This is a genomic window from Cupriavidus sp. USMAHM13, from assembly GCF_001854285.1.
Lineage (GTDB): Bacteria > Pseudomonadota > Gammaproteobacteria > Burkholderiales > Burkholderiaceae > Cupriavidus > Cupriavidus malaysiensis.
In genome coordinates, this window is sequence record NZ_CP017751.1 from 701,473 (window position 1) to 721,906 (window position 20,434).

Annotated in this window: 23 protein-coding genes; 19 read left to right on the forward strand and 4 right to left on the reverse strand. The window is 69.2% G+C overall.

Annotation, left to right across the window (positions count from 1 at the left end; translation table 11 throughout):
- The first annotated feature begins 47 nt into the window (after window positions 1-47).
- The 4 genes from BKK81_RS03095 (at window position 48) to BKK81_RS03110 (ending at window position 3,333) form a co-directional block, all read left to right on the forward strand.
- Window positions 48-881, forward strand: a complete 834-nt coding sequence (locus tag BKK81_RS03095; protein ID WP_071010710.1) for an IclR family transcriptional regulator — start codon at window positions 48-50, stop codon at window positions 879-881.
- Entirely contained in the window at window positions 841-1,950 is a 1,110-nt protein-coding gene (locus tag BKK81_RS03100) for a DUF3108 domain-containing protein (protein ID WP_335582870.1), read from the forward strand. Before BKK81_RS03095 ends, BKK81_RS03100 begins: the two co-directional genes overlap by 41 nt.
- A gap of 64 nt (window positions 1,951-2,014) precedes the next feature.
- On the forward strand, window positions 2,015-2,857 hold the full coding sequence (locus BKK81_RS03105) for an alpha/beta fold hydrolase (RefSeq protein ID WP_071010712.1): 843 nt from the start codon (window positions 2,015-2,017) through the stop codon (window positions 2,855-2,857).
- A gap of 218 nt (window positions 2,858-3,075) precedes the next feature.
- Window positions 3,076-3,333 carry a BTH_I0359 family protein gene (locus tag BKK81_RS03110; RefSeq protein WP_071010713.1) on the forward strand — a complete coding sequence of 86 codons (258 nt, stop codon included), beginning with the start codon at window positions 3,076-3,078 and terminating at the stop codon, window positions 3,331-3,333.
- A gap of 132 nt (window positions 3,334-3,465) precedes the next feature.
- Here the strand turns inward: BKK81_RS03110 and BKK81_RS03115 are convergent, their stop codons facing one another.
- On the reverse strand, window positions 3,466-3,858 hold the full coding sequence (locus BKK81_RS03115) for a rhodanese-like domain-containing protein (protein ID WP_071010714.1): 393 nt from the start codon (window positions 3,856-3,858) through the stop codon (window positions 3,466-3,468).
- 149 nt (window positions 3,859-4,007) lie between these two features.
- On the opposite strand from BKK81_RS03115, the gene BKK81_RS03120 reads away from it, so the two are divergent.
- The 6 genes from BKK81_RS03120 (at window position 4,008) to BKK81_RS03145 (ending at window position 10,090) form a co-directional block, all read left to right on the forward strand.
- Entirely contained in the window at window positions 4,008-5,105 is a 1,098-nt protein-coding gene (locus BKK81_RS03120) for a homocysteine S-methyltransferase family protein (protein ID WP_071010715.1), read from the forward strand.
- 76 nt (window positions 5,106-5,181) lie between these two features.
- A complete protein-coding gene (metH, locus tag BKK81_RS03125; protein WP_083383913.1) occupies window positions 5,182-7,929 on the forward strand; it encodes a methionine synthase in 2,748 nt (915 codons plus the stop codon).
- A gap of 227 nt (window positions 7,930-8,156) precedes the next feature.
- Window positions 8,157-8,465 carry a hypothetical protein gene (locus BKK81_RS03130; RefSeq protein ID WP_071010716.1) on the forward strand — a complete coding sequence of 103 codons (309 nt, stop codon included), beginning with the start codon at window positions 8,157-8,159 and terminating at the stop codon, window positions 8,463-8,465.
- Window positions 8,466-8,731: 266 nt separating this feature from the next.
- A complete protein-coding gene (locus BKK81_RS03135) occupies window positions 8,732-9,364 on the forward strand; it encodes a response regulator (protein WP_071010717.1) in 633 nt (210 codons plus the stop codon).
- An 84-nt stretch (window positions 9,365-9,448) separates the two neighbouring features.
- A complete protein-coding gene (locus BKK81_RS03140; protein ID WP_071010718.1) occupies window positions 9,449-9,871 on the forward strand; it encodes a response regulator in 423 nt (140 codons plus the stop codon).
- Window positions 9,872-9,946: 75 nt separating this feature from the next.
- Window positions 9,947-10,090 carry an entericidin A/B family lipoprotein gene (locus BKK81_RS03145; protein ID WP_071010719.1) on the forward strand — a complete coding sequence of 48 codons (144 nt, stop codon included), beginning with the start codon at window positions 9,947-9,949 and terminating at the stop codon, window positions 10,088-10,090.
- A 76-nt stretch (window positions 10,091-10,166) separates the two neighbouring features.
- Here the strand turns inward: BKK81_RS03145 and BKK81_RS03150 are convergent, their stop codons facing one another.
- The gene (locus BKK81_RS03150; protein WP_083383914.1) at window positions 10,167-11,636 is read right to left on the reverse strand and encodes a CHASE3 domain-containing protein; all 1,470 of its coding nucleotides are present in this window, start codon (window positions 11,634-11,636) and stop codon (window positions 10,167-10,169) included.
- Window positions 11,637-11,937: 301 nt separating this feature from the next.
- Here BKK81_RS03150 and BKK81_RS03155 point away from each other — a divergent pair, with 301 nt between their 5' ends.
- From BKK81_RS03155 to BKK81_RS03165, 3 genes are read left to right on the forward strand one after another with little or no spacing between them, the layout of a single operon-like run.
- Window positions 11,938-12,156 (forward strand): DUF1328 family protein, encoded by a 219-nt coding sequence (locus BKK81_RS03155; protein ID WP_418235877.1) that lies wholly within the window; start codon window positions 11,938-11,940, stop codon window positions 12,154-12,156.
- A 45-nt stretch (window positions 12,157-12,201) separates the two neighbouring features.
- The gene (locus BKK81_RS03160) at window positions 12,202-12,363 is read left to right on the forward strand and encodes a DUF1328 domain-containing protein (protein ID WP_071010720.1); all 162 of its coding nucleotides are present in this window, start codon (window positions 12,202-12,204) and stop codon (window positions 12,361-12,363) included.
- A 54-nt stretch (window positions 12,364-12,417) separates the two neighbouring features.
- Window positions 12,418-12,834 carry a hypothetical protein gene (locus BKK81_RS03165; RefSeq protein WP_071010721.1) on the forward strand — a complete coding sequence of 139 codons (417 nt, stop codon included), beginning with the start codon at window positions 12,418-12,420 and terminating at the stop codon, window positions 12,832-12,834.
- A gap of 22 nt (window positions 12,835-12,856) precedes the next feature.
- On the opposite strand, the gene BKK81_RS03170 is transcribed toward BKK81_RS03165, so the two are convergent.
- Complete coding sequence (locus tag BKK81_RS03170) at window positions 12,857-13,174, reverse strand: DUF1840 domain-containing protein (protein WP_071010722.1); 318 nt, start codon at window positions 13,172-13,174, stop codon at window positions 12,857-12,859.
- A gap of 171 nt (window positions 13,175-13,345) precedes the next feature.
- Between BKK81_RS03170 and argS the strand changes: the two genes are divergently transcribed.
- The 5 genes from argS to BKK81_RS03195 all read left to right on the forward strand — a co-directional run bounded on the left by argS (window position 13,346) and on the right by BKK81_RS03195 (window position 18,542).
- Complete coding sequence (gene argS / locus BKK81_RS03175) at window positions 13,346-15,142, forward strand: arginine--tRNA ligase (RefSeq protein ID WP_071010723.1); 1,797 nt, start codon at window positions 13,346-13,348, stop codon at window positions 15,140-15,142.
- A gap of 98 nt (window positions 15,143-15,240) precedes the next feature.
- Window positions 15,241-16,062: an SPOR domain-containing protein gene (locus BKK81_RS03180; protein ID WP_071015991.1), complete on the forward strand. Its 822-nt coding sequence runs from the start codon at window positions 15,241-15,243 to the stop codon at window positions 16,060-16,062.
- 85 nt (window positions 16,063-16,147) lie between these two features.
- Window positions 16,148-16,783, forward strand: coding sequence for a thiol:disulfide interchange protein DsbA/DsbL (locus BKK81_RS03185; protein ID WP_071010724.1), 636 nt, complete (start codon window positions 16,148-16,150; stop codon window positions 16,781-16,783).
- Between the two features lie 92 nt (window positions 16,784-16,875).
- The gene (locus tag BKK81_RS03190; RefSeq protein WP_071010725.1) at window positions 16,876-17,700 is read left to right on the forward strand and encodes an SDR family oxidoreductase; all 825 of its coding nucleotides are present in this window, start codon (window positions 16,876-16,878) and stop codon (window positions 17,698-17,700) included.
- Window positions 17,700-18,542: a helical backbone metal receptor gene (locus BKK81_RS03195; protein ID WP_071010726.1), complete on the forward strand. Its 843-nt coding sequence runs from the start codon at window positions 17,700-17,702 to the stop codon at window positions 18,540-18,542. The genes BKK81_RS03190 and BKK81_RS03195 overlap by 1 nt, the downstream gene beginning before the upstream one ends.
- Window positions 18,543-18,586: 44 nt before the next feature.
- Here the strand turns inward: BKK81_RS03195 and BKK81_RS03200 are convergent, their stop codons facing one another.
- Window positions 18,587-19,663 (reverse strand): MBL fold metallo-hydrolase, encoded by a 1,077-nt coding sequence (locus BKK81_RS03200; protein WP_071010727.1) that lies wholly within the window; start codon window positions 19,661-19,663, stop codon window positions 18,587-18,589.
- A 231-nt stretch (window positions 19,664-19,894) separates the two neighbouring features.
- Between BKK81_RS03200 and BKK81_RS03205 the strand changes: the two genes are divergently transcribed.
- Entirely contained in the window at window positions 19,895-20,317 is a 423-nt protein-coding gene (locus tag BKK81_RS03205) for a MerR family transcriptional regulator (protein ID WP_071010728.1), read from the forward strand.
- The last annotated feature ends 117 nt before the right edge of the window (window positions 20,318-20,434 follow it).

Below are 20,434 nucleotides of genomic sequence, written 5' to 3' on the forward strand. Positions count from 1 at the left end.
ACCCCGATGCGGCCGGCTCCTCTTCCTCTTCTGCTACTCTCGCGCGCATGAGTGAAATCGAAGACGACGACTCCAAGCTGCGTTCCGGCATCCAGTCCATCGAGGTCGGGTTCAAGCTGCTGCAGGCCCTGGCCTTGTCGCCGCGCGCCATGATGCTGCGCGACCTCGCCGCCGCCGCCGACATGAACCCCGCCAAGGCCCACCGCTACCTGGTCAGTTTCCAGCGCCTCGGCCTGGTGGCGCAGGATCCGGTCAGCGGGCGCTACGACCTCGGGCCCTTCGCCCTGCAGCTGGGGCTGGCCGGGCTGAACCGGCTCGACCCGGTCAAGAAGGCGCGCCCCATCCTGTCCCAGCTGCGCGATGACACCGACCTGACCGTCGGCATCGCGGTCTGGGGCAATCACGGGCCGACCATCGTGCACTGGGAGGAGTCCAGCCATCCGGTCACGGTCAGCCTGCGCCTGGGCGATGTGATGCCCATGCTCAACTCGGCCACCGGGCGCCTGTTCGGCGCCTTCCTGCCGAAACAACAGACGCTGCCGCTGGTCGAACGGGAACTGGCCGCGCGCGGGCAGGACGATATCCCCGACATGCCGCGCACGATGGCTGCCTACGAGGCGATCTGCAGCGAGGTGCGCGAGCACGGCGCGGCGCTGACCCGCGGTGGCGTGCTGCCGGGCATCAATGCCTTTTCGATGCCGGTGTTCGACGCCAACGGCCATGTCGCCATGGCCCTGATCGCGCTGGGCGCGCAAAGCGTGTTCGACGCCGACTGGGGCGGGGCGGTCGATCGCCGCGTGCGCGCGATCGCCAGCCAGCTTTCCTCGGAACTTGGCTACCTTGGCGCAGACGCCCGGGCCGGGCAAGACGGCCACTCCTGACGGTTTCCCCCGGCGCCGGCTGCGCTGGGTGGCGGTGCTCGTGCTGGTGCTGGCCGCGCACGCGCTGGTGCTGCTCGGCCTGGTCCACATACCAGGGCCGCTGGTTCCATTGCCCGCGACCGACGTGCCGGCACTCGAGGCCATCCTGCTGCCGCCGCCCGCGCCGCCGCAGCCGCCGCAGCCCCAGCAGCAGCCCGCGCGGCCTGCCCCCCGGCCCGCGCCCAGGCCGGCGCCGCGTCCGGCACCGGTGCCGCGCCAGGCGCCCGAGGCGGCGCCCGCGCCGCCCGTGGCCACGGTGCCCGCGGGTGAGACCGAGACGGCCAGCGCCGGGGGCACCAGCGGCACCGCGCCGGCCGCTACCGAGGCCGCCGAGCCCACCCCCCCGGCACCGCCGGCGCCAGCGCCGGCCCCTGCGGTGCACTACGTCGTGCCGCCCCCGGTCACGCTGCACTACGCCAGCTATGTCAATGGCGTGCGCAACCCGGACGGCCTGATCCGCTGGCAGCAGGACGGCGGCCGCTACCAGCTCGCGGTGGAGACGCGCGTGCTGTGGTTCCGTTTCGCTTTCCACAGCGCCGGGGCGCTGGGGCCGGCCGGACTGGTGCCGCAGCGCTACGAGGAGAGCCGGCGCGGCCGTGTGGAAACCGCGCAGTTCGACCCCGCCGCCGGCACCGTGACCTTCATCCCCGGCAATCGGCAGGTGCCGCTGCCGGCCGGTGCGCAGGACCGCTTCAGCGTGTTCCTGCAGATGGTCGGCCTGGTGCGAGGCAATCCCCGGCGCTATGCCGTGCCGGGCGTCACCGAGCGCTTCCAGGTGGCGGATACCCGCGACATCGAGCCGATGCAGGTACAGTATGTGGGCGAGGAGGAAGTCGAAACCGGCCAGGGTTTCCTGCGCGCCAAGCACTTCGTGCGCCTGCCGCGCCGGGCCGACGACCGCCGCCGCGTCGAGATCTGGCTGGCCGAGCCGCTCGGCTGGATGCCGGTCCAGCTGCGCCAGACCGAGCCGGACGGCACACAGATCGACCTGATCTACCGCGGCAGCGAGGCTGCCGCCGGCGGCGCCTGAGTCCGCAGCGCGTTTTCCGGCGCCGCCCGTCCGCCGTGATTCATCGATGCCAAGGAGGTTTGCCATGAGCGCCGAATCCACTGTCCAGCCGCTGCGCCGCGTGCCGGTCGACGACATCGAGTTGCAGGTCCGCGTCGATGGCAGCGACGGTCCCTGGGTCGTGATGGTCCATGCCCTGGGCGCCAACCATACCTTGTGGGACGCTGCCGCCCGCCACCTGGCGCCGCGTTATCGCGTGGCGCGCCTCGACCTGCGCGGCCACGGCGGCAGCAGCGCGCCGATCGGCGCCTATTCGATGCTGCGTCTTGCCGATGATGTCGCCGCCGCGATGGATGCCCTCCAGATCCCGCAGGCGCACTACGTCGGCATTTCCCTGGGCGGCATGATCGGCCAGGTGATGGGGGTGCGCCATCCGGAGCGCCTGCTCTCGCTGACGCTGGCCGACACGGTCGACCGCACGCCGCTGGAGGCACACCCGATGTGGCACGAGCGCATCGGCCAGGCCGAGGCGCATGGCATGGCGGGCCTGGTCGAGGCGACGCTGGCGCGCTGGCTGACGCCGGAGTTCCGCGCCGCGCAGCCCGAGGAGAGCGAGCGCATCCGGGCCATGATCCTGGACACGCCGGTGCACGGCTACGTCGGCGCCGCGCTGGCCATCCTGGCCTTCGACATGGCGAGCGCCATCCATCGCATCCAATGTCCGGCGCTGGTGGTGGTGGGTGACCAGGATGCCGGTTCGCCGCTGCCTGGCGCGCGGGCCATGGCCGCGGCGATTCCCGGCGCCCGGCTCGAAGTGCTGCCGCAGGCCGCGCACTTGGCGCCGATCGAGCGCGCCGAGCGCTTTCATGCGCTGCTGGACGCATTTCTCGGCCATTCCGCCTGCGGCGCGCAATGCGACATTCCGTGACCCGGCGCGCGTTTCGAGGCGGCATTCAAGAACTTGCACGCGGCGCCGTTGCCCAATGCATGAGGGATGCGATGGAACGATCGCGAGGGCGCCGGCCCCCTGGACTTGAATTGCCGGCGGGCATCCCCAGTTAGGAGAAGAAATCGCGGAAGGTAGCCAGGCTCGCGCTGGCGGCAGCAGTGAACCCCTTCCGCCCACAAGACGCCAGGAGGTATGCCATGCAAATGATCTACAACAGCGACAACTATTGTGTTGTCGAGTTTGGTGCGGACGTCGAGCATGCGCCTCTCGCCTCGGGCGGCTACGAGATCGTCGACAAGAACCTGAAACGCGAGATCTTTCTCGGCGGCTCTCTGGCCGAGCATTTCCGCGCCGACGTGAAACGTCTGATCGAGAGCGAGCCGTCGGTGGAAGAGGTGGACGATTTTCTCGCCAAGTTCGATACCGTGATGACCCATCCGCTGGTCATGCACTGATCCGGCATCGCGCAGCCGGGGACGCGGCCGCTGCCTGTCCCCGGGGAAGCAAAAAGCCCGCGGCCTGCCGCGGGCTTTTTGCTGGGCGACGATGGCCCGGCTGTCTCGCCCCGCGCTGCCGGGGCATGCTGCTCAGTACTGTTCCCAGGGCAGGCCGTCGTGGCGCCAGCCGTTGATCGTGTTGCGGTGGCGCTGGGTGTCGAGGTCGCCCTCGAAGCCGTGCAGCACGTTATAGACGCTGGCGAAGCCGGCGCCCTCCAGCGCGCGCGCCGCGGCCGTCGAGCGGTTGCCGCTGCGGCAGATCAGCAGCACCGGGCGGGCCGACACGTGGCCGGCCAGTTTCTTCACCGCCTGCACGAAATGCGGGTTGACCTCCCAGTCCGGGCCGTCGTTCCAGGGCACGTTGTGGGCGCCCGTGGGGTGGCCCACGAACAGGTATTCCATCTCGCTGCGGCAGTCGATGAACAGGGCGTCGGGGTTGCCCGCCAGCAGGGACTGGGCGTCCGCGGGGCTGAGGTGTTGCATGGTTTCCGGAATGATGTGCGCGACACATTGCAGTGTAGGCCCGCGACGCCCGCGCCGGCAACCGGCGCACCCGCGGCGGCGGCCCGCAAGGCCTTGACGGGACTGATAAAATCGACTCTTTCCGTCAGTCTTCCCGCCACGAGTCCCGCATGAGCGCCCCCTCTCCTTCCGCCGCCCGTCCCGCCGACCGTGCCGCCAGCACGCGCGCCTATACCCGGGCCGCCGACCTGCCCCGCCTGCTGCGCGAGCGCATCCTGATCCTGGACGGCGCCATGGGCACCATGATCCAGCGCTACAAGCTGGGCGAGGCCGAGTACCGCGGCGAGCGCTTCGCCGACCATGCGGTCGACGTCAAGGGCAACAACGAACTGCTGCTGCTGACGCGCCCGCAGGTGATCAGCGAGATCCACGAGCAATACCTGGCGGCGGGCGCCGACCTGATCGAGACCAATACCTTCGGCGCGACCCGGGTGGCGCAGGAAGACTACAAGATGGCCGAGCTGGCCTACGAGATGAACGTCGAGGCGGCACGCCTGGCGCGCGCGGCCTGCGACAAGTACAGCACGCCGGACAAGCCGCGCTTTGTCGCCGGTGCCTTCGGCCCGACGCCCAAGACCGCCAGCATCTCGCCCGACGTCAATGATCCGGGTGCGCGCAATGTCACTTTCGAGGAGCTGCGCGCGTCCTACTACGAACAGGGCAAGGCCCTGCTGGAGGGCGGCGCCGACGTGTTCCTGGTCGAGACCATTTTCGACACCCTGAACGCCAAGGCGGCGTTGTTCGCCATCGACCAGCTGTTCGAGGACAGCGGCGAGCGCGTGCCGGTGATGATCTCCGGCACGGTGACCGATGCCTCCGGCCGCATCCTGTCCGGCCAGACCGTGGAGGCATTCTGGAACAGCCTGCGCCACGCGCGGCCGATCACCTTCGGGCTGAACTGCGCGCTCGGCGCCACGCTGATGCGTCCCTATATCGCCGAGCTGGCCAAGGTGTGCGATACGGCCGTCTCGTGCTACCCGAACGCCGGCCTGCCCAACCCGATGAGCGACACCGGCTTCGACGAGACGCCCGACGTCACTTCGGCCCTGGTCGACGAGTTCGCCGCGTCCGGCCTGGTCAACCTGGTGGGCGGCTGCTGCGGCACCACGCCCGAGCACATCGCCGCCATCGCGCAGCGCGTGGCCGGCAGGGCGCCGCGCGCCTGGCCCGGCCAGTACCGCGACGCCGACCAGCGCGACGCTGCCTGAGCGTCGCTGCGACGCCCGTCCCGCGCATCCCGAATCCACCAGGCCGCCCGCGCCTCCCGCATTCCAAGACAACGCTATGACCACCGCCAAGCTGCCGCCGCGCCCGATGCGCCTCTCGGGCCTCGAGCCCTTCACGATCGACGAGGGCACGCTGTTCGTCAACGTCGGCGAACGCACCAACGTGACCGGTTCCAAGGCCTTCGCCCGCATGATCCTGAACGGCCAGTTCGACGAGGCGCTGGCCGTGGCCCGCCAGCAGGTCGAGAACGGCGCCCAGGTCATCGACATCAACATGGACGAGGCCATGCTCGACTCCAAGGCGGCGATGGTGCGCTTCCTGAACCTGATCGCCTCCGAGCCCGATATCGCGCGCGTGCCCATCATGATCGACTCCTCCAAGTGGGAGGTGATCGAAGCCGGGCTGCAGTGCGTGCAGGGCAAGGCGGTGGTGAACTCGATTTCGCTGAAGGAGGGCGAGGAGCAGTTCCGCCACCATGCGGCGCTGATCCGCCGCTATGGCGCCGCCTCGGTGGTGATGGCCTTCGACGAGCAGGGCCAGGCCGACACCTTCGCGCGCAAGACCGAGATCTGCAAGCGCAGCTACGACATCCTGGTCAACGAGGTCGGCTTCCCGCCCGAGGACATCATCTTCGACCCGAACATCTTCGCGGTCGCCACCGGCATCGAGGAACACAACAACTACGCGGTGGACTTCATCGAGGCCACGCGCTGGATCAAGCAGAACCTGCCCTACGCGAAGGTCAGCGGCGGCGTGTCCAACGTGTCGTTCTCCTTCCGCGGCAACGACGCCGTGCGCGAAGCGATCCACACGGTCTTCCTCTACCACGCCATCGCCGCCGGCATGGACATGGGCATCGTCAACGCCGGCCAGCTCGGCGTCTATGACCAGCTCGATGCCGAGCTGCGCGAGCGTGTGGAAGATGTGGTGCTGAACCGCCGCGAGGACGCCACCGACCGCCTGCTGGAGATCGCCGACCGCTTCAAGGGCGGCGGCGCCCGCAAGGAAGAGAACCTGGCCTGGCGCGGCACGCCGGAAGCGCCGGTGGCCGTGGCCGAGCGTCTCGCGCACGCGCTGGTGCACGGCATCACCACCTTCATCGTCGAGGACACCGAGGAAGCGCGCCAGCAGATCGCCGCGCGCGGCGGCCGCCCGATCGAGGTGATCGAGGGCCCGCTGATGGACGGCATGAACGTCGTCGGCGACCTGTTCGGCGCCGGCAAGATGTTCCTGCCGCAGGTGGTCAAGAGCGCGCGCGTGATGAAGCAGGCGGTGGCTCACCTGCTGCCCTTCATCGAGGAAGAGAAGCGCCTGCTGGCCGAGGCCGGCGGCGACGTCAGGGCACGCGGCAAGATCGTCATCGCCACCGTCAAGGGCGACGTGCACGACATCGGCAAGAACATCGTGTCGGTGGTGCTCCAGTGCAACAACTTCGAAGTGGTCAACATGGGCGTGATGGTCCCGTGCAACGAGATCCTGGCCAAGGCCAAGGCCGAGGGCGCGGACATCGTCGGCCTGTCGGGCCTGATCACGCCCTCGCTGGAGGAGATGGCCTATGTTGCCGCGGAGATGCAGCGCGACGACTACTTCCGCCTGAAGAAGATCCCGCTGCTGATCGGCGGCGCCACCACCTCGCGCGTGCACACCGCGGTCAAGATCGCGCCCAACTACGAAGGGCCGGTGGTCTACGTGCCGGATGCCTCGCGCTCGGTCAGCGTGGCCTCCAGCCTGCTGTCCGACGAGGGGGCTGCCAGGTACCTCGACGAGCTGAAGTCCGACTACGACCGCATCCGCGCCCAGCACGCCAACAAGAAGGCCACGCCGATGGTGACGCTGGCCGAGGCGCGCGCCAACAAGACTCCGCTCGACTGGAGCGCCTACGTGCCGCCCAAGCCCAAGTTCGTGGGCCGGCGCGTGTTCCGCAACTACGACCTGGCCGAGCTGGCCAACTATATCGACTGGGGCCCCTTCTTCCAGACCTGGGACCTGGCCGGCCGTTTCCCCGATATCCTCAACGACGAGATCGTCGGCGAGTCGGCGCGGCGCGTGTACTCGGACGGCAAGGCCATGCTGGCGCGCCTGATCCAGGGCCGCTGGCTGAGCGCCAACGGCGTGATCGCGCTGCTGCCGGCCAACACGGTCAACGACGACGATATCGAGATCTATACCGACGAGAGCCGCAGCCAGGTCGCGCTGACCTGGCACAACCTGCGCCAGCAGAGCGAGCGTCCGGTGGTGGACGGCGTGCGCCGCCCCAACCGCTGCCTGGCCGACTTCGTCGCGCCCAAGTCCAGCGGCATCGCCGACTACATCGGCCTGTTCGCCGTCACCGCCGGCATCGGCGTGGACAAGAAGGAGGCGCAGTTCGAGGCCGACCACGACGACTACAGCGCCATCATGCTCAAGGCACTGGCCGACCGCTTCGCCGAAGCCTTCGCCGAATGCCTGCACGAGCGCGTGCGCCGCGACCTGTGGGGCTATGCCGCGCAGGAAACCTTGAGCAACGAGCAGTTGATCGCCGAGTCCTACCGCGGCATCCGTCCGGCTCCGGGCTATCCGGCCTGCCCGGAGCACACCGTCAAGGGCCCGATGTTCTCGCTGCTCGATGCCGGCGACATCGGCATGGGCCTGACCGAGGCGCTGGCGATGACGCCGGCGGCGTCGGTCAGCGGCTTCTACCTCGCGCATCCGGAGTCGACCTACTTCTCAGTGGGCAAGATCGGCCAGGACCAGCTCGACGACATGGTGGCGCGGCGCGGCGAGGAACGCGCTGTGCTCGAGCGCGCGCTCGCGCCCAACCTGTAACCGCATGCAAGGGGCCGTGCGGCGCCGTCGGCACGCGCAGCCCCTTGAATGCGCGGGGAAAACGCGCGAAGCGGCGGGTGCGCCATGCGCACGGGCCCCTCACCACTCCTTACACAGCATTACAACTGCTCACAGACCGCCGCCCGGCGCGTCCCTAGACTGAGGGCTCGTTTCCAAGCAAGCCGCGGCGAATCTCTCCCGCGGTGTAGACCGAAAGGAGTCTTCCGATGAAAAAGCTGCTGCTCTCCCTGTCCGCCCTGTCGATCGCTGCCGCCACCTCGCTGGCCATGGCCCAGGGCGCCGGCGCCCAGGCCGAGGCCGGCCTGAACGCGGCGGCCAAGCCCGCCGTGGCCGCCGCCGCCGACCAGCAGGGCCAGGCCGCGCAGGCGCCCGAGGCTGCTCAGGCGAAGCCGGCCGCCAAGGCCAAGCATGCGAAGACGCACAAGGCACACGAAGCGAAGGCCGGTGCCAAGGCCGAGGCCAAGAGCGAAGCCCTGGGCGACGCCAAGGTCGATGCCGGCACCAAGCTGCAGTAAGCCGGCGGGCGCGCGCCGCCCGTGTATCGTGCCGGCGCCGGCAGGCGCCGCGCGCGAGGTGGGAGAAAAAAGGGACGGCAGCGCCGTCCCTTTTTTCTTGCTGGCGGACCTGCCGCGCGGCGGGCACGCCTCGTGTCAGCCTGACACCGACAGAGCCGCGCCGGCAGCCGCACTACAATGCAGTTTGCCCCCGGGCGAGGGCCGAGTCGCTTCGCCGTCGCGCCGCCTCGCGGGCCAGGGGGCAACCACATCAGACGGAGGCAACCATGATCCGCGTCCTGATCGCCGACGATCACGAGATCGTGCGCGCCGGGCTGCGCCAGTTCATTGCCGATGAGCCCGACATCCAGGTGACCGGCGAGGCCGGCAGCGGCGATGAAGTGATGGCCCTGCTGCGCAATGCCGAGTTCGATGTCGTCGTGCTCGACATCTCCATGCCGCAGCGCAACGGCATCGACGTGCTCAAGCTGCTGCGCCAGCGTTTTGCCGACCTGCCGGTGCTGATCCTGTCGACCTACCCGGAAGACCAGTACGCGATCAACCTGATCCGCGTCGGCGCCTCCGGCTACCTGACCAAGGAGAGCGCCGCGGACGAACTGGTCAAGGCCATCCGCACCGTGGTACAGGGCCGGCGCTACGTCAGTGCCGCAGTGGCCGAGCTGCTGATCGGCGGCCTCGGCAAGCCGACCGAGCAGTCGATGCACCAGTCGCTGTCCGAGCGCGAGTTCCAGATCTTCTGCAAGCTGTCGCGCGGGCAGACCGTGTCGGTGATCGCCGACGAGCTGTTCCTGAGCGTGAAGACGGTCAGCACTTATCGCTCGCGCATCCTCGAGAAGATGGGCATGAAGACCAATGCCGACCTGACCTACTACGCGATCAAGAACGGCCTGGTGGAGTAGCCGGCGCGGCCCCCGGCACGCCTCGTCCGCCATGTAGGACGCGCGCCGATAGTGACCCGCCGCATCCCTGCCTATCATCCAACCATGCCTGATCGAGCCACAGTTCCCGCCTTCCCGCCGCTGCGCGTCCTGCTGATCGAGGACTCGGCGATGATCAGGGAGATGTTGCTCGAATATCTGCAGGCGATGCCCTATGTCGAACGGGTGGACTGGGCCGACACGGAACATCTCGGCATCAGCATGTTCGCCGCCGGCGGCTATCAGGTGGCGATCATCGACCTGCAGCTGCGCCAGGGCAACGGTGTCAATGTGCTGCGCGCCATGCAGCGCGCGCGCGCGCCTGGCATCCGCATCGTCTACACCAACCACGCGCAGGTGCCGGCCTACCGGCGCCAGTGTGCCGACGCGGGCGCGGACTATTTCTTCGACAAATCGCTCGAAATGGAAGAAGTGTTTCGCGTCATCGAGGAATACGCCGGCAGCCGGGCTGCCGGCGACCCATCCTGACCGGCCGCGGCGCCGCATCGGGCAGTCGTATCCAGGACGGCGGCAGGAGCCGCCGCATCACAGCAAGGAGGGACCATGAGAAAAGTACTGGCTTGGTTTGCCCTGGCGGGCGTGGTCGTGCTGACCGGCTGCAACACCATGGCGGGAGCGGGCAAGGATATCCAGCGCGGCGGCGAGAAGATGGAGGATGCCGCCCACGATGTGAAGCAGAAGATGTGATGCCTTGATGTCTTGATGCCTTGATGCCACCGGGTGCGTCGGTGCGGGCCCGCATGCCGGTACGCGTCGGCGCCCGTCACGGCGCTCCGGTGTTCCGGCCGGCGTTGCCCGCGGTGCCGACATCGCCCTGCCCCTCGCGTTGGCCCTCGTCTTCGCTTTCCCCGGCCTCCTCGGTCTCGGGGGGAGCCACGACGGCATCGGTCAGCGGCACCTCCAGCCGGACGCAGACCCCGGCACCCGGCGGCGACTCCACGCGCAGGTTGCCGCCCAGTGCCGCCACGCGCTGTTCCATGCCGAGCATGCCATGGTGGCCGGCGGTGCGGCGCGCTTCGAAGTCTTCCGGCAGGCCGCGCCCATCGTCGCGCACGACCAGTGTCAGCAGTTCGCCGTGCCGGTGCATGGCGATTTCCACGTGGCGGGCGTGCGCATACTTACTGGCATTGGTCAATGATTCCTGCACGATGCGGAACAGCGCGATGGCGGCCTCTTCGCGCAGCGCCGGCAGGTCGTCGGGAATATCCACCCGGGTCTGCCATTGGTTGCGCGTGCCGACTTCCTCGGCCAGTTGTCCGATGGCCTCCTTCAATCCCAGGTTGAGCAGGATGGTGGGCCGCAGGTCCTCGATCAGGCGACGCTTGATCTGGATGCCCTGGTCCACGTGCAGCATCACGCGCCCGAGCTTTTCCTGGACTTCCGGCACCGCCTCGCGGGTGCGCTGGCGCACCCAGTGCAGGTCGAGCTTGATGGCGGTGAGGATGGCGCCGAGTTCATCGTGCAATTCGCGCGCCAGGCGCGTCTTTTCGTCTTCGGTCACGCGCTGAAGGTGGGTCGCCAGCGCCGAGAGCTGTCGCGTGCGCGCGCGCACCATGTGCTCCAGGCGCGCGCTTTCCACTTCCAGCTCGCTGCGCTCGGCCTCGGCCGCCGCCAGCCGGCGCGCATGACGCAAGCCCAATACCACCAGCAGCACGATATTGGTGGCGGTCAGCAGGCCGACGCCCAGGCGCGCCATGCCGAGGTCGCGGTCCGCGCCCTCGAGGCTGTGCGAGACCGAGGCGGCCTCGCGCGCCAGCAGCTTCTCCAGCCCGCGCCGCGCATTGTCCATGGTCTGCTTGCCGAAGTCGGTGCGGATCAGGTCCAGCGCCACGCTGACGTCACGCTTGCCATAGACCAGGGTGAGGTCCATCTCGTTGAGCTTGCGGCCGATCAGTTGCGAGGTCTCGCCGAACTGCTTGAGCGCCTCGGGGTCGTCGGCATAGTGAGCGCGGATCTGCGCCATCAGCTGGGTGATGTGCGGCAGGGCGCGATAGTAGGGGTCGAGATAGCCTTCCTTGCCGGTCAGCAGGTAGCCGCGCTGGCCCGCCTCGGCATTGACCAGTTCACCGAGCAGCGTGCTGATGTCGCGCTGCACCTGCTGCGAGCGGATCACCTGGGTATAGCCGTCGCGCAGCCGCTGGTTGCCGGTTTCGGAAGTGATCAGCACGATCACCGTCAGCAGGATGCCTCCGGCCAGCAGCAGGGTGGAGCGCAGCGATGAGGACTTGAACATGATGGCTTCCCGTTGGCTGGCGCCGCGGCGCGGACGTGCCGCCCGCCGCCGCGCCTGGTTGGCGGCCGCCGGCCTTGCCAGGCGCCCCGGCGTCTGCGCGCAGCGGGGATGGCCAGGGCCCGGTTGCGTCGATGGGATCACATTGACGGTAGATGGTCAATTCGTGATCGTTTGCCCGCATCTTGCCGCAAGGCTTGCTTGGTGCAGGGCTCCTTTGACGGCGTAGGACTCCACTGACGCGCGAATCGGTGCCGGGGCGCTGCCGGCGGCCGGCCGCTCTCTCTACAGTAGCCTCATACGCGTGGCCATCCCGGCGGCGCGCTTCATCCTGGCACAGGAGGCGACGATGCGGAAGCGGGCGCTCGTCTTTGCGCTGGCTTCGCTGCTGGCAGGCCTGCTCGGCAGCAGCGGCATCGCGGCCGGCGCGGCGGGCATTGCCAAGTTGCTCTGCCTCATCTTCCTGGTGCTGTTCGCGGTGTGCCAGCTGCTCGGGGTCACGGTCTTCAGGGCGCTGAAATAGCGCGGGCCGCGCAGGCGTCCACGCTCAACTGCAGGGAGTCCAACCATGCTGCACTACGCCGTCGTCTTCTTCGTCATCGCCCTGGTCGCGGCCCTGTTCGGCTTCGGCGGCATCGCCGCGGGCGCCGTCGAGATCGCCAAGATCCTGTTCTTCGTGTTCCTGGTGGTCGCGGCCGTCACCCTCGTGCTCGGCCTGGTGAGCCACTGAGGACGGCGGCGCGCTTCGCCTGCCTTTTTCTTCCTGCCACCAAACGAGGTCGACATGCTGAACCGACACCCAGAGCTCCGCAAGGAAGTCCGACACCTGGCCGACAGCGCGCAGGACACCGCGCGCGAGGTGCGCCGGGCGGCGCGCGAGGCCCGCGCCGCCGCGCAGCCGGTCTCCGAACAGGCCCGCGATCTGCTGGCCCAGCTCGAGCGCACGATCGCCGTGATGGCCAGCGAGGGCTCGGCCGAGGCCGCGCAGAGCCGCGCGCGGCTGCAGGCGCGCGCGAGCGCACTGGCCGGGCAGCTGGGCGGCCAGGTGCGCGAAGGCGCGCGGCTGGCCGGCGCGCGGGTGAATGATTCGATCGCCGGGGTGGAGCAGCGGGTCGCCACCGCGCCGTGGACGGCGCTGGGGGTGGCTGCGCTGGCAGGGGCCTGCGCGATGCTGCTGCTGTGGTCAGGCCGGCGCGACTGAGCCACGCGCGCCGGCGCCGGCGCTAGACGCCCCACATGACATCCGCGCCTTCGCGCTGGGAGGCGCGCAGCATGTCGAGGAAGGGGAAGGCGCGCTGGCCCAGGTGCAGGGGTTCGTCCTGATCCTCTTCCTGCCCGGGATGGACGGCCGACTCCGCCGGATGCGCGCGCTTGGCGTCGCTGACGGCGGCTTCCAGCTTCTGGATGGCGCGCGGCATCTCTTCGCTGGTGATCACCCCGCGTTCCCCGAGCTGTTTGCCGATGATGCCCAGCAGGGTGATGGCCAGGTCCTTCATCATGATCAGGTCCTGTGCCGCGTGGGATTTGAAGGTGATCAGCATGATGTTTCCTTTCCTGGGGGAGGCGCCCCGGAAGTGCGGCCGGGATGGCTGCGACGGCCGGAGCATGGTGTCAGCATAGCACCTGATAAAATTCCGCGTTCCGCAATTCGAAACCTGCCACGCGACGCGGCGTCCACTTGCCGAGTGGTGCCGCCCAGGGCCAAGACACCCATGCTGCCTGTTCAGACCTCCACTCTCGCCGCCGCGTTCACCGATGCCGTGCGCGCGCTCGCGCCGGCCGACACCGTCCTGCCGGCCGTCGCCTTCGAACGGCCCAAGGCGGCCGCGCATGGCGACCTGGCCTGCAACCTCGCCATGCAGGTGGCGCGCACGCTGAAGACCAACCCGCGCGAGCTGGCCCAGCGCCTGGTCGAGGCCGTGCAGGCCGACCCGCGCGCGGCCGGCCTGGTCGCGGCGATGGAGATCGCCGGCCCCGGCTTCATCAACCTGCGCCTGGCGCCCGCCGCCAAGGCCGCGGTGCTGCGCGCGGTGCTGGACGAGGGCGACCACTACGGCGCGCAGATGCGTGGCGTCAACGGCCAGGTGCTGGTCGAGTTCGTCTCGGCCAACCCGACCGGGCCGCTGCACGTGGGCCACGGCCGCCAGGCGGCACTCGGCGACGCGCTGGCCAACCTGCTGGCATGGCAGGGCTATGCCGTGCACCGCGAGTTCTACTATAACGACGCCGGCGTGCAGATCCAGAACCTGGCCGTGTCGGTGCAGGCGCGCGCGCGTGGCCACAAGCCGGGCGACGCAGCCTGGCCCGAGGCCGCTTACAACGGCGACTACATCGCCGACATCGCCGCCGATTTCCTGGCCGGCAGGACCGTCAGCGCCTCGGATGGCGAGCCGGTCACCGCCTCGGGCAACGTCGAGGACATGGAGTCGATCCGCCGCTTCGCCGTCACCTACCTGCGCAACGAGCAGGACATCGATCTGCAGGCCTTCGGCGTGCGCTTCGACCGCTACTACCTCGAGTCGTCGCTGTACAGCGACGGCCGCGTCGAGGCCGCGGTGCAGTCGCTGGTGGCCAAGGGCAAGACCTACGAGAGCGAAGGCGCGCTGTGGCTGCGTACCACGGACGACGGTGATGACAAGGACCGCGTGATGAAGAAGAGCGACGGTACCTACACCTATTTCGTGCCCGACGTGGCCTACCACACCACCAAGTGGGAGCGTGGCTTCACCAAGGTCATCAACGTGCAGGGCAGTGACCACCACGGCACCATCGCCCGCGTGCGCGCCGGCCTGCAGGGGCTGGACATCGGCATCCCCAAGGGCTACCCCGACTACGTGCTGCACAAGATGGTCACCGTGATGAAGGACGGCCAGGAGGTCAAGATCTCCAAGCGTGCCGGCTCCTACGTGACCGTGCGCGACCTGATCGAGTGGAGCAACGGCGGCGACGAGACCATCCGCGGCTGCCTGGACGCCGGCGTGGCGGAGTGGCCGGCCCACTTCGCGCGCGGGCGCGACGCGGTGCGCTTCTTCCTGCTGTCGCGCAAGGCCGATACCGAGTTCGTCTTCGACATCGACCTGGCGCTCAAGCAGAACGACGAGAACCCGGTGTACTACGTGCAGTACGCACATGCCCGCATCTGCTCGATCTTCGAGTCGTGGGCCGGTGCCGACTGGGAGGCGCGCCTGGTCGAGCTGGCGCGCCTGAGCGACGACGAACTGGCCGCCGTGACCGGCGCCGACGCCGGTCCGCAGGCGCTCGCGCTGGGCCGGCGCCTGGCCGAGTTCCCCGACATGCTGGCCACCGCCGCCGGCGAGCTGGCGCCGCATGCGGTCGCCTTCTACCTGCGCGACCTGGCCGGCGACTTCCACGCCTTCTACAACGCCGACCGCGTGCTGGTCGACGACGAAGCGGTCAAGCGTGCCCGCCTGGCCCTGCTGGCGGCCACCCGCCAGGTGCTGCGCAACGGCCTGGCGGTGATCGGCGTCTCCGCCCCGCGCCGCATGTAAGGCGCCGCGCCGCGCGGGGCAGCGCGGCCGGTAACGATCTGTCATGATGCCTGCTGCCGGAGTGGCTCTATAATCCCGGCAACATGCAAGAGGACTTCATGCAACAGCAACGCAAGCGCGCCACGCGCCAAGGCCGCCGCGATTCGCAGCGCGGCGGTACGTTCCTGGGCCTGGTGCTCGGCCTGATCATCGGTCTGGCCATCGCGGTGGTGGTGGCCCTGTACATCACCAAGTCGCCCGCGCCCTTCCAGCAGAAGGGGGCGCCGGCGCCCAAGCCCAGCGAGCCGGGCAACGTCGTCAGTACGCTGCCGAGCCCGGCGCAGGCCCCGCAGCAGGCGCCGTCGGACCCGAACACGCCGCTCTGGAGCAAGACGCCGCCCAAGCCGGTCGGCCCTGCCGAGCAGGAGCCGCAGGCCGACCAGGGCAGCACGCCCGGCGCCGGCACCGCTGTGGCGCCGGTGCCCGAGCGGCATGCGCAGCTGACGCCGGCGCGGCCCGCCGACAGGCCTGCCGAGAAGCCTGCCGACAAGCCCGCCGAAAGGCCTGCCGACAGGCCGGTGGAGAAGCCCGCGGAAAAGCCGGCGGAGAAGCCGGCCGACACCCGTCAGGCAGCCCGTCCCGCCGAGAAGCCCGTGGCCGACCCGATCGCCGAGATCGCCATGGCCGATGCCAATCGCTCTTCGGCCGGCTACCTGCTGCAGGTCGGCGCCTTCCGCTCGCCCGACGACGCCGACCGCCAGAAGGCCAACCTCGCCATGCAGGGCTTCGAGGCCAAGGTCACCGACCGCGATGTCAACGGCGTCAAGATGTACCGCGTCCGGCTCGGGCCGTTCAACAAGATCGAGGACATGAACCGCGTGCGCGACCGCCTGCAGGCGGCCGGCTTCGAGGCTTCTGTCATCCGTTTCACCCGGCAGTAGCGTTAGGGGTTTGACGGCGGGGCGCTGAACCGCGGCGCCCCGCCGCTGTCATAGGCTCATCGTCCCAACTCGAGATCCGCGCAACATGAAGAAATTCGCCGCCCTGTTTGCCATGCTTGCCGCTGTCAGCGGCCTGCTGATGTCCGCACCCGCCCAGGCCGTGCCCGTCGAAGGCAAGGACTACCAGGTGCTGAAGAACCCGCAAGCCGCGCCGGCCGGCAAGGTCGAGGTGATCGAGTTCTTCTGGTACGGTTGCCCGCACTGCTTCGACTTCGAGCCCGAACTCGAGGCGTGGGTCAAGCGCCAGGGCAAGGACGTGGTGTTCAAGCGCGTGCCGGTGGCATTCCGCGACGACCTGCTGCCGCACACCAAGATCTTCTATGCGCTGGAGGCGCTCGGCAAGCTCGACGCCATGCACGCCAAGGTCTTCAATGCCATCCACGTCGACCGCAAGCGCATGGTCGATCCCAACGAGATCGCCGACCTGATGGCCAAGAACGGCATCGACCGCAAGGCCTTCCTCGACGCCTACAACTCGTTCTCGGTCAATACCAATTCGCAGCGTGCCAACAAGATTGCCGATGCCTACAAGATCGACGGCGTGCCGACCGTGGTGATCCAGGGCAAGTACGAGACCTCGCCGTCCATCGCAGGCAGCAAGGCCGCGGCCATCCAGGCCATGGACTTCCTGGTCACCGGCGTGCGCGACAAGAAGATGTGATGCGGCGCGGGCCGCGCGACGCGGCCCGCTTTGCCGGTCCGGATTCCGGGATCGCCCCGATCCCCCCGGATCCTCCGGAGTACCCGATCCCGATGCGAGCCCAGAAGGTCTTCCTCACCGGTGCTTCCAGCGGCCTGGGCCAGGCGCTCGCCAGGGAATACGCCGCCCGCGGCGCCATTCTCGGGCTGGTCGGCCGCCGCGAGGCGGCCTTGCGGGAACTCGCCGCGAGCCTGCCCAACCCCAACGCGGCGCGCGTCTACGCCGCCGACGTCCGCGATGCCGACGCGATGGCAGCGGCCGCGCAGGATTTTCTCGACCATTTCGGCTGTCCCGACATCGTCGTCGCCAATGCCGGCGTTTCCGTCGGCACCGTGGCCGGCGAGCGAGAGGACCTGGCTGCCTTCCGCCTGGTGATGGACACCAACTGGTTCGGCGTGCTCACCACCTTCCAGCCGTTCCTGCAGCCGATGCGCGCCGCCGAACGCGGCGCCGGTGGCTGGCGCGGCACGCTGGTCGGCATCGCCAGCGTGGCCGGCGTGCGCGGGCTGCCGGGCGCCGGCGCCTACAGTGCCTCCAAGTCGGCGGTGATCAAGCTGCTGGAAAGCCTGCGGCTGGAAGAGCGCGCCAACGGTATCCGCGTGGTCACCATCGCGCCCGGCTACATCCGCACGCCGATGACGGCGCACAACCCCTACCGCATGCCCTTCCTGATGGATGCGGACGTGTTCGCCCGCAAGGCCGTGCGGGCCATCGCGGCGGGGCGGCGCTTCGCCGTCGTTCCCTGGCAGATGGGCGTGGTGGCGGGCATCCTGCACGTGCTGCCGCGCTGGCTCTACGATGCCCTGGCCGCCCGCGCGCCGCGCAAGCCGCGCAAGCCGGACCCGGGCAGCGCGCCGCCACCCGGCGCTTCCGCCTGATGTGGCGCGACGCCGCCGGCCAGGCGCACGGGCGCGCCGGCGCGGGCGCCCGCATCGCCTCGCTGGTACCGTCCATCACCGAACTGCTGTGGGCGCTCGGCCTGGGGCCGCAACTGGTGGCGCGCACGGGCTTCTGCGTCCATCCGGCGCCGCAGGTGCGCGCGGTCCCGAAGGTCGGCGGCACCAAGGACGTGCAGCTGGAGCGCCTGCGCGCGCTGGCGCCGACCCATGTGGTGGTCAATGTCGATGAGAACCGGCGCGAGACGGTGGAGGCCATCCGTGCCTTCGTGCCGCACGTGATCGTCACCCATCCCTGTGCGCCGGAAGATAACCTGACACTGTACCGGCTGCTCGGCGGCATCTTTGCGCGCGAGCGCGAAGTCGAGGCCCTGTGCGGCCGGCTGGAGGCGGCGCTGGCCGCGGTGCGGGCGCAGTCCTGGCCGGCCCGGCGCGTGCTCTACGCGATCTGGCAGGATCCCTGGATGACGGTGTCGCGCGACACCTATATCAGCCGCATGCTGTCCCTGGTCGGCTGGCAGACCTGGCCGCCGGCGGAGCTGGCGGCGGCAGCGGGGGAGGCCTGCGCCGGCGGCGACTGTGCCCGCCCCAATGCGCCCGGCGCGCGCTATCCCAGCTTCCGCTGGAGCGAGGCGCTGGTGCGCCAGCTCGACCTGGTGCTGCTGGCGAGCGAGCCCTACCGCTTCACCGAAGACCACGCCGATGCGCTCGAGCGCCAGCTCGGCATGCCGGTGCTGCCGATCGATGGCGAGATGGTTTCCTGGTACGGCAGCCGCGCCATCGACGGCATCGCTTACCTGGCGGCCTTCGCGCGCCAGGCCTGAGGGCGGCGGCCCTGAGGGCGCCGGGACCGGCCCGGCGCCGGCGCTCACGCCGCGCTGAAGCGGATCACGCCGTCGGCATCGAGCCGGCGCACCACGCGGCCCTCGTGCCATAACAGATGCAGGTGGGCCAGTGCCTCGCCCATGGCGAAGGTCATCTGGTGGATGTCGAACTGGCGGCGGAACATCACGCCGACGATGTCGTGCGCGCTGCACGGCTTGGCGGCACAGGCTTCCAGGGTCTCGGCCAGCCGCTCGACGTGGTGCTCGCGCAACTGCAGGATGCGCGTGTGCAGGTTGCGGAAGGGGCGGCCGTGCGACGGCAGGATCAGCACCTCCGCGGGCAGTCCCTCGTACTTGCCGAGCGAGTCGAGGTAGAGCTTGAGCGGATTGCCCTCCGGCTCCATGTCGAACACGCTGACATTGGTGGAAATGCGCGGCAGCACCATGTCGCCGGAGATCAGCACCCCGGTGGCGTCGTTGTACAGCGCCACGTGCTCGGGCGCGTGGCCGTAGCCGGTGATCACGCGCCAGCCGGCGCTGGCCGGGTCGGCGCCGATCGCCACGGTGTCGCCATCCATCAGGCGGCGGTATTGGGTGGGCAGGTCAGGCACCAGCGAGGGGTAGTAGCTCTTGCGCGCGCGCAGCTTCTCCAGGCTGTCGGGGTCGTTCAGGCCGTGGCGGGCGAAGTGGCTGGCGGCAAAGTCGCCGCCGGCATTGGAGCCGGCACCATTGCCGCCGCCCATGACGCGCGCGCTCATGTAGTCGCCCAGGCTCATCCACAGGCGCACGTCCCAGCGCTTGCACAGCCAGGCCGCCAGGCCGACGTGGTCGGGGTGGCAGTGCGTGACCAGCACGCGCAGCACCGGCAGGCCCTCCAGTTCGTTCGCGAACACTTTCTCCCAGTTGGCCTGGATGGTGTCGTTGCTGATGCCGCAGTCGACGATGGTCCAGCCGTCGCGCCCGTCGAGGCGGTCGCGCAGCAGCCACAGGTTGATGTGGTCGAGCGCGAACGGCAGCGGCATGCGCAGCCAGTACACGCCGGGGGCCACCTGCTGCCGCGTGCCGGGCTCGGGCATGGTGTCGCCGAACGGGTATTGGAGTTGGTGTTCGAGTGCGTTCATGGGGAGTCTCGCTGGTCTTGAGCCCTGCGCTTGCTGGGCCGGCGCTTGCCGGCGGGCGGGCTTCTCGTGGTGCTTGCTGTCGTGGCCGCGGCCGATCCGGGTGGGTTGTCTCCCGCGGTTGCCAGCCGCCGGGCTTGACGCTAACGTTAACGTCAATCCGAACGGCGCGTCGTCCATCTTAAGCGAAAACTTCATTACATATCGAACGACCGTTCATTTTTTCGAAGCCTCATGTCATCCAGCCAGACCACGACCTACACCATCACCGAGCTCTCGCGCGAGTTCGAGGTGACGCCGCGCGCCATCCGTTTCTACGAGGACCAAGGTCTGCTGGCACCGGAGCGGACCGGCTCCGGCGGCCGCACGCGGGTCTACAGCGCGCGTGAGCGGACCCGCCTGAAGTTGACGCTGCGTGGAAAAAGGTTGGGACTCACTCTCAATGAGATCCGCGAGATACTGGATCTGTATGAGTCGCCTGGCGATACGGTGCCGCAGCTCGAGCGTTTCCTGCATGCGTTGGCGGACCATCGCGGCGCGCTCCAGCGGCAGCTGGAAGACCTGCAGGCCCAACTGGCCGAGATCGACCAGCACGAGCGCCATTGCCGTGACCTGCTGCAGGAGCAGCTGCGGGGGCAGCGGCCGGCACGAGCCTGATCCGGCTCTTATCGCCCGGCGCAGAGGTTCTCACGCGCTCTCACGCGGATGCCGGAGGATCGCTCCAGGCCGGCTGCGGCAATCAAGTTGACGTTTACGTAAACGTCAATAAAATAG

Excerpts from the sequence above, each read along its gene's own strand:
- BKK81_RS03180 (WP_071015991.1), top strand. The coding sequence starts at position 15,241 with ATGCAACAGCAACGCAAGCGCGCCACGCGCCAAGGCCGCCGCGATTCG.
- BKK81_RS03140 (WP_071010718.1), top strand. The coding sequence starts at position 9,449 with ATGCCTGATCGAGCCACAGTTCCCGCCTTCCCGCCGCTGCGCGTCCTG.
- BKK81_RS03120 (WP_071010715.1), top strand. The coding sequence starts at position 4,008 with ATGAGCGCCCCCTCTCCTTCCGCCGCCCGTCCCGCCGACCGTGCCGCC.
- BKK81_RS03185 (WP_071010724.1), top strand. The coding sequence starts at position 16,148 with ATGAAGAAATTCGCCGCCCTGTTTGCCATGCTTGCCGCTGTCAGCGGC.
- BKK81_RS03170 (WP_071010722.1), bottom strand. The coding sequence starts at position 13,174 with ATGCTGATCACCTTCAAATCCCACGCGGCACAGGACCTGATCATGATG.
- BKK81_RS03105 (WP_071010712.1), top strand. The coding sequence starts at position 2,015 with ATGAGCGCCGAATCCACTGTCCAGCCGCTGCGCCGCGTGCCGGTCGAC.
- argS (WP_071010723.1), top strand. The coding sequence starts at position 13,346 with ATGCTGCCTGTTCAGACCTCCACTCTCGCCGCCGCGTTCACCGATGCC.
- BKK81_RS03200 (WP_071010727.1), bottom strand. The coding sequence starts at position 19,663 with ATGAACGCACTCGAACACCAACTCCAATACCCGTTCGGCGACACCATG.
- BKK81_RS03135 (WP_071010717.1), top strand. The coding sequence starts at position 8,732 with ATGATCCGCGTCCTGATCGCCGACGATCACGAGATCGTGCGCGCCGGG.
- BKK81_RS03095 (WP_071010710.1), top strand. The coding sequence starts at position 48 with ATGAGTGAAATCGAAGACGACGACTCCAAGCTGCGTTCCGGCATCCAG.
- BKK81_RS03130 (WP_071010716.1), top strand. The coding sequence starts at position 8,157 with ATGAAAAAGCTGCTGCTCTCCCTGTCCGCCCTGTCGATCGCTGCCGCC.
- BKK81_RS03115 (WP_071010714.1), bottom strand. The coding sequence starts at position 3,858 with ATGCAACACCTCAGCCCCGCGGACGCCCAGTCCCTGCTGGCGGGCAAC.
- BKK81_RS03165 (WP_071010721.1), top strand. The coding sequence starts at position 12,418 with ATGCTGAACCGACACCCAGAGCTCCGCAAGGAAGTCCGACACCTGGCC.
- BKK81_RS03145 (WP_071010719.1), top strand. The coding sequence starts at position 9,947 with ATGAGAAAAGTACTGGCTTGGTTTGCCCTGGCGGGCGTGGTCGTGCTG.
- BKK81_RS03205 (WP_071010728.1), top strand. The coding sequence starts at position 19,895 with ATGTCATCCAGCCAGACCACGACCTACACCATCACCGAGCTCTCGCGC.
- BKK81_RS03195 (WP_071010726.1), top strand. The coding sequence starts at position 17,700 with ATGTGGCGCGACGCCGCCGGCCAGGCGCACGGGCGCGCCGGCGCGGGC.
- metH (WP_083383913.1), top strand. The coding sequence starts at position 5,182 with ATGACCACCGCCAAGCTGCCGCCGCGCCCGATGCGCCTCTCGGGCCTC.
- BKK81_RS03110 (WP_071010713.1), top strand. The coding sequence starts at position 3,076 with ATGCAAATGATCTACAACAGCGACAACTATTGTGTTGTCGAGTTTGGT.
- BKK81_RS03160 (WP_071010720.1), top strand. The coding sequence starts at position 12,202 with ATGCTGCACTACGCCGTCGTCTTCTTCGTCATCGCCCTGGTCGCGGCC.
- BKK81_RS03150 (WP_083383914.1), bottom strand. The coding sequence starts at position 11,636 with ATGTTCAAGTCCTCATCGCTGCGCTCCACCCTGCTGCTGGCCGGAGGC.
- BKK81_RS03190 (WP_071010725.1), top strand. The coding sequence starts at position 16,876 with ATGCGAGCCCAGAAGGTCTTCCTCACCGGTGCTTCCAGCGGCCTGGGC.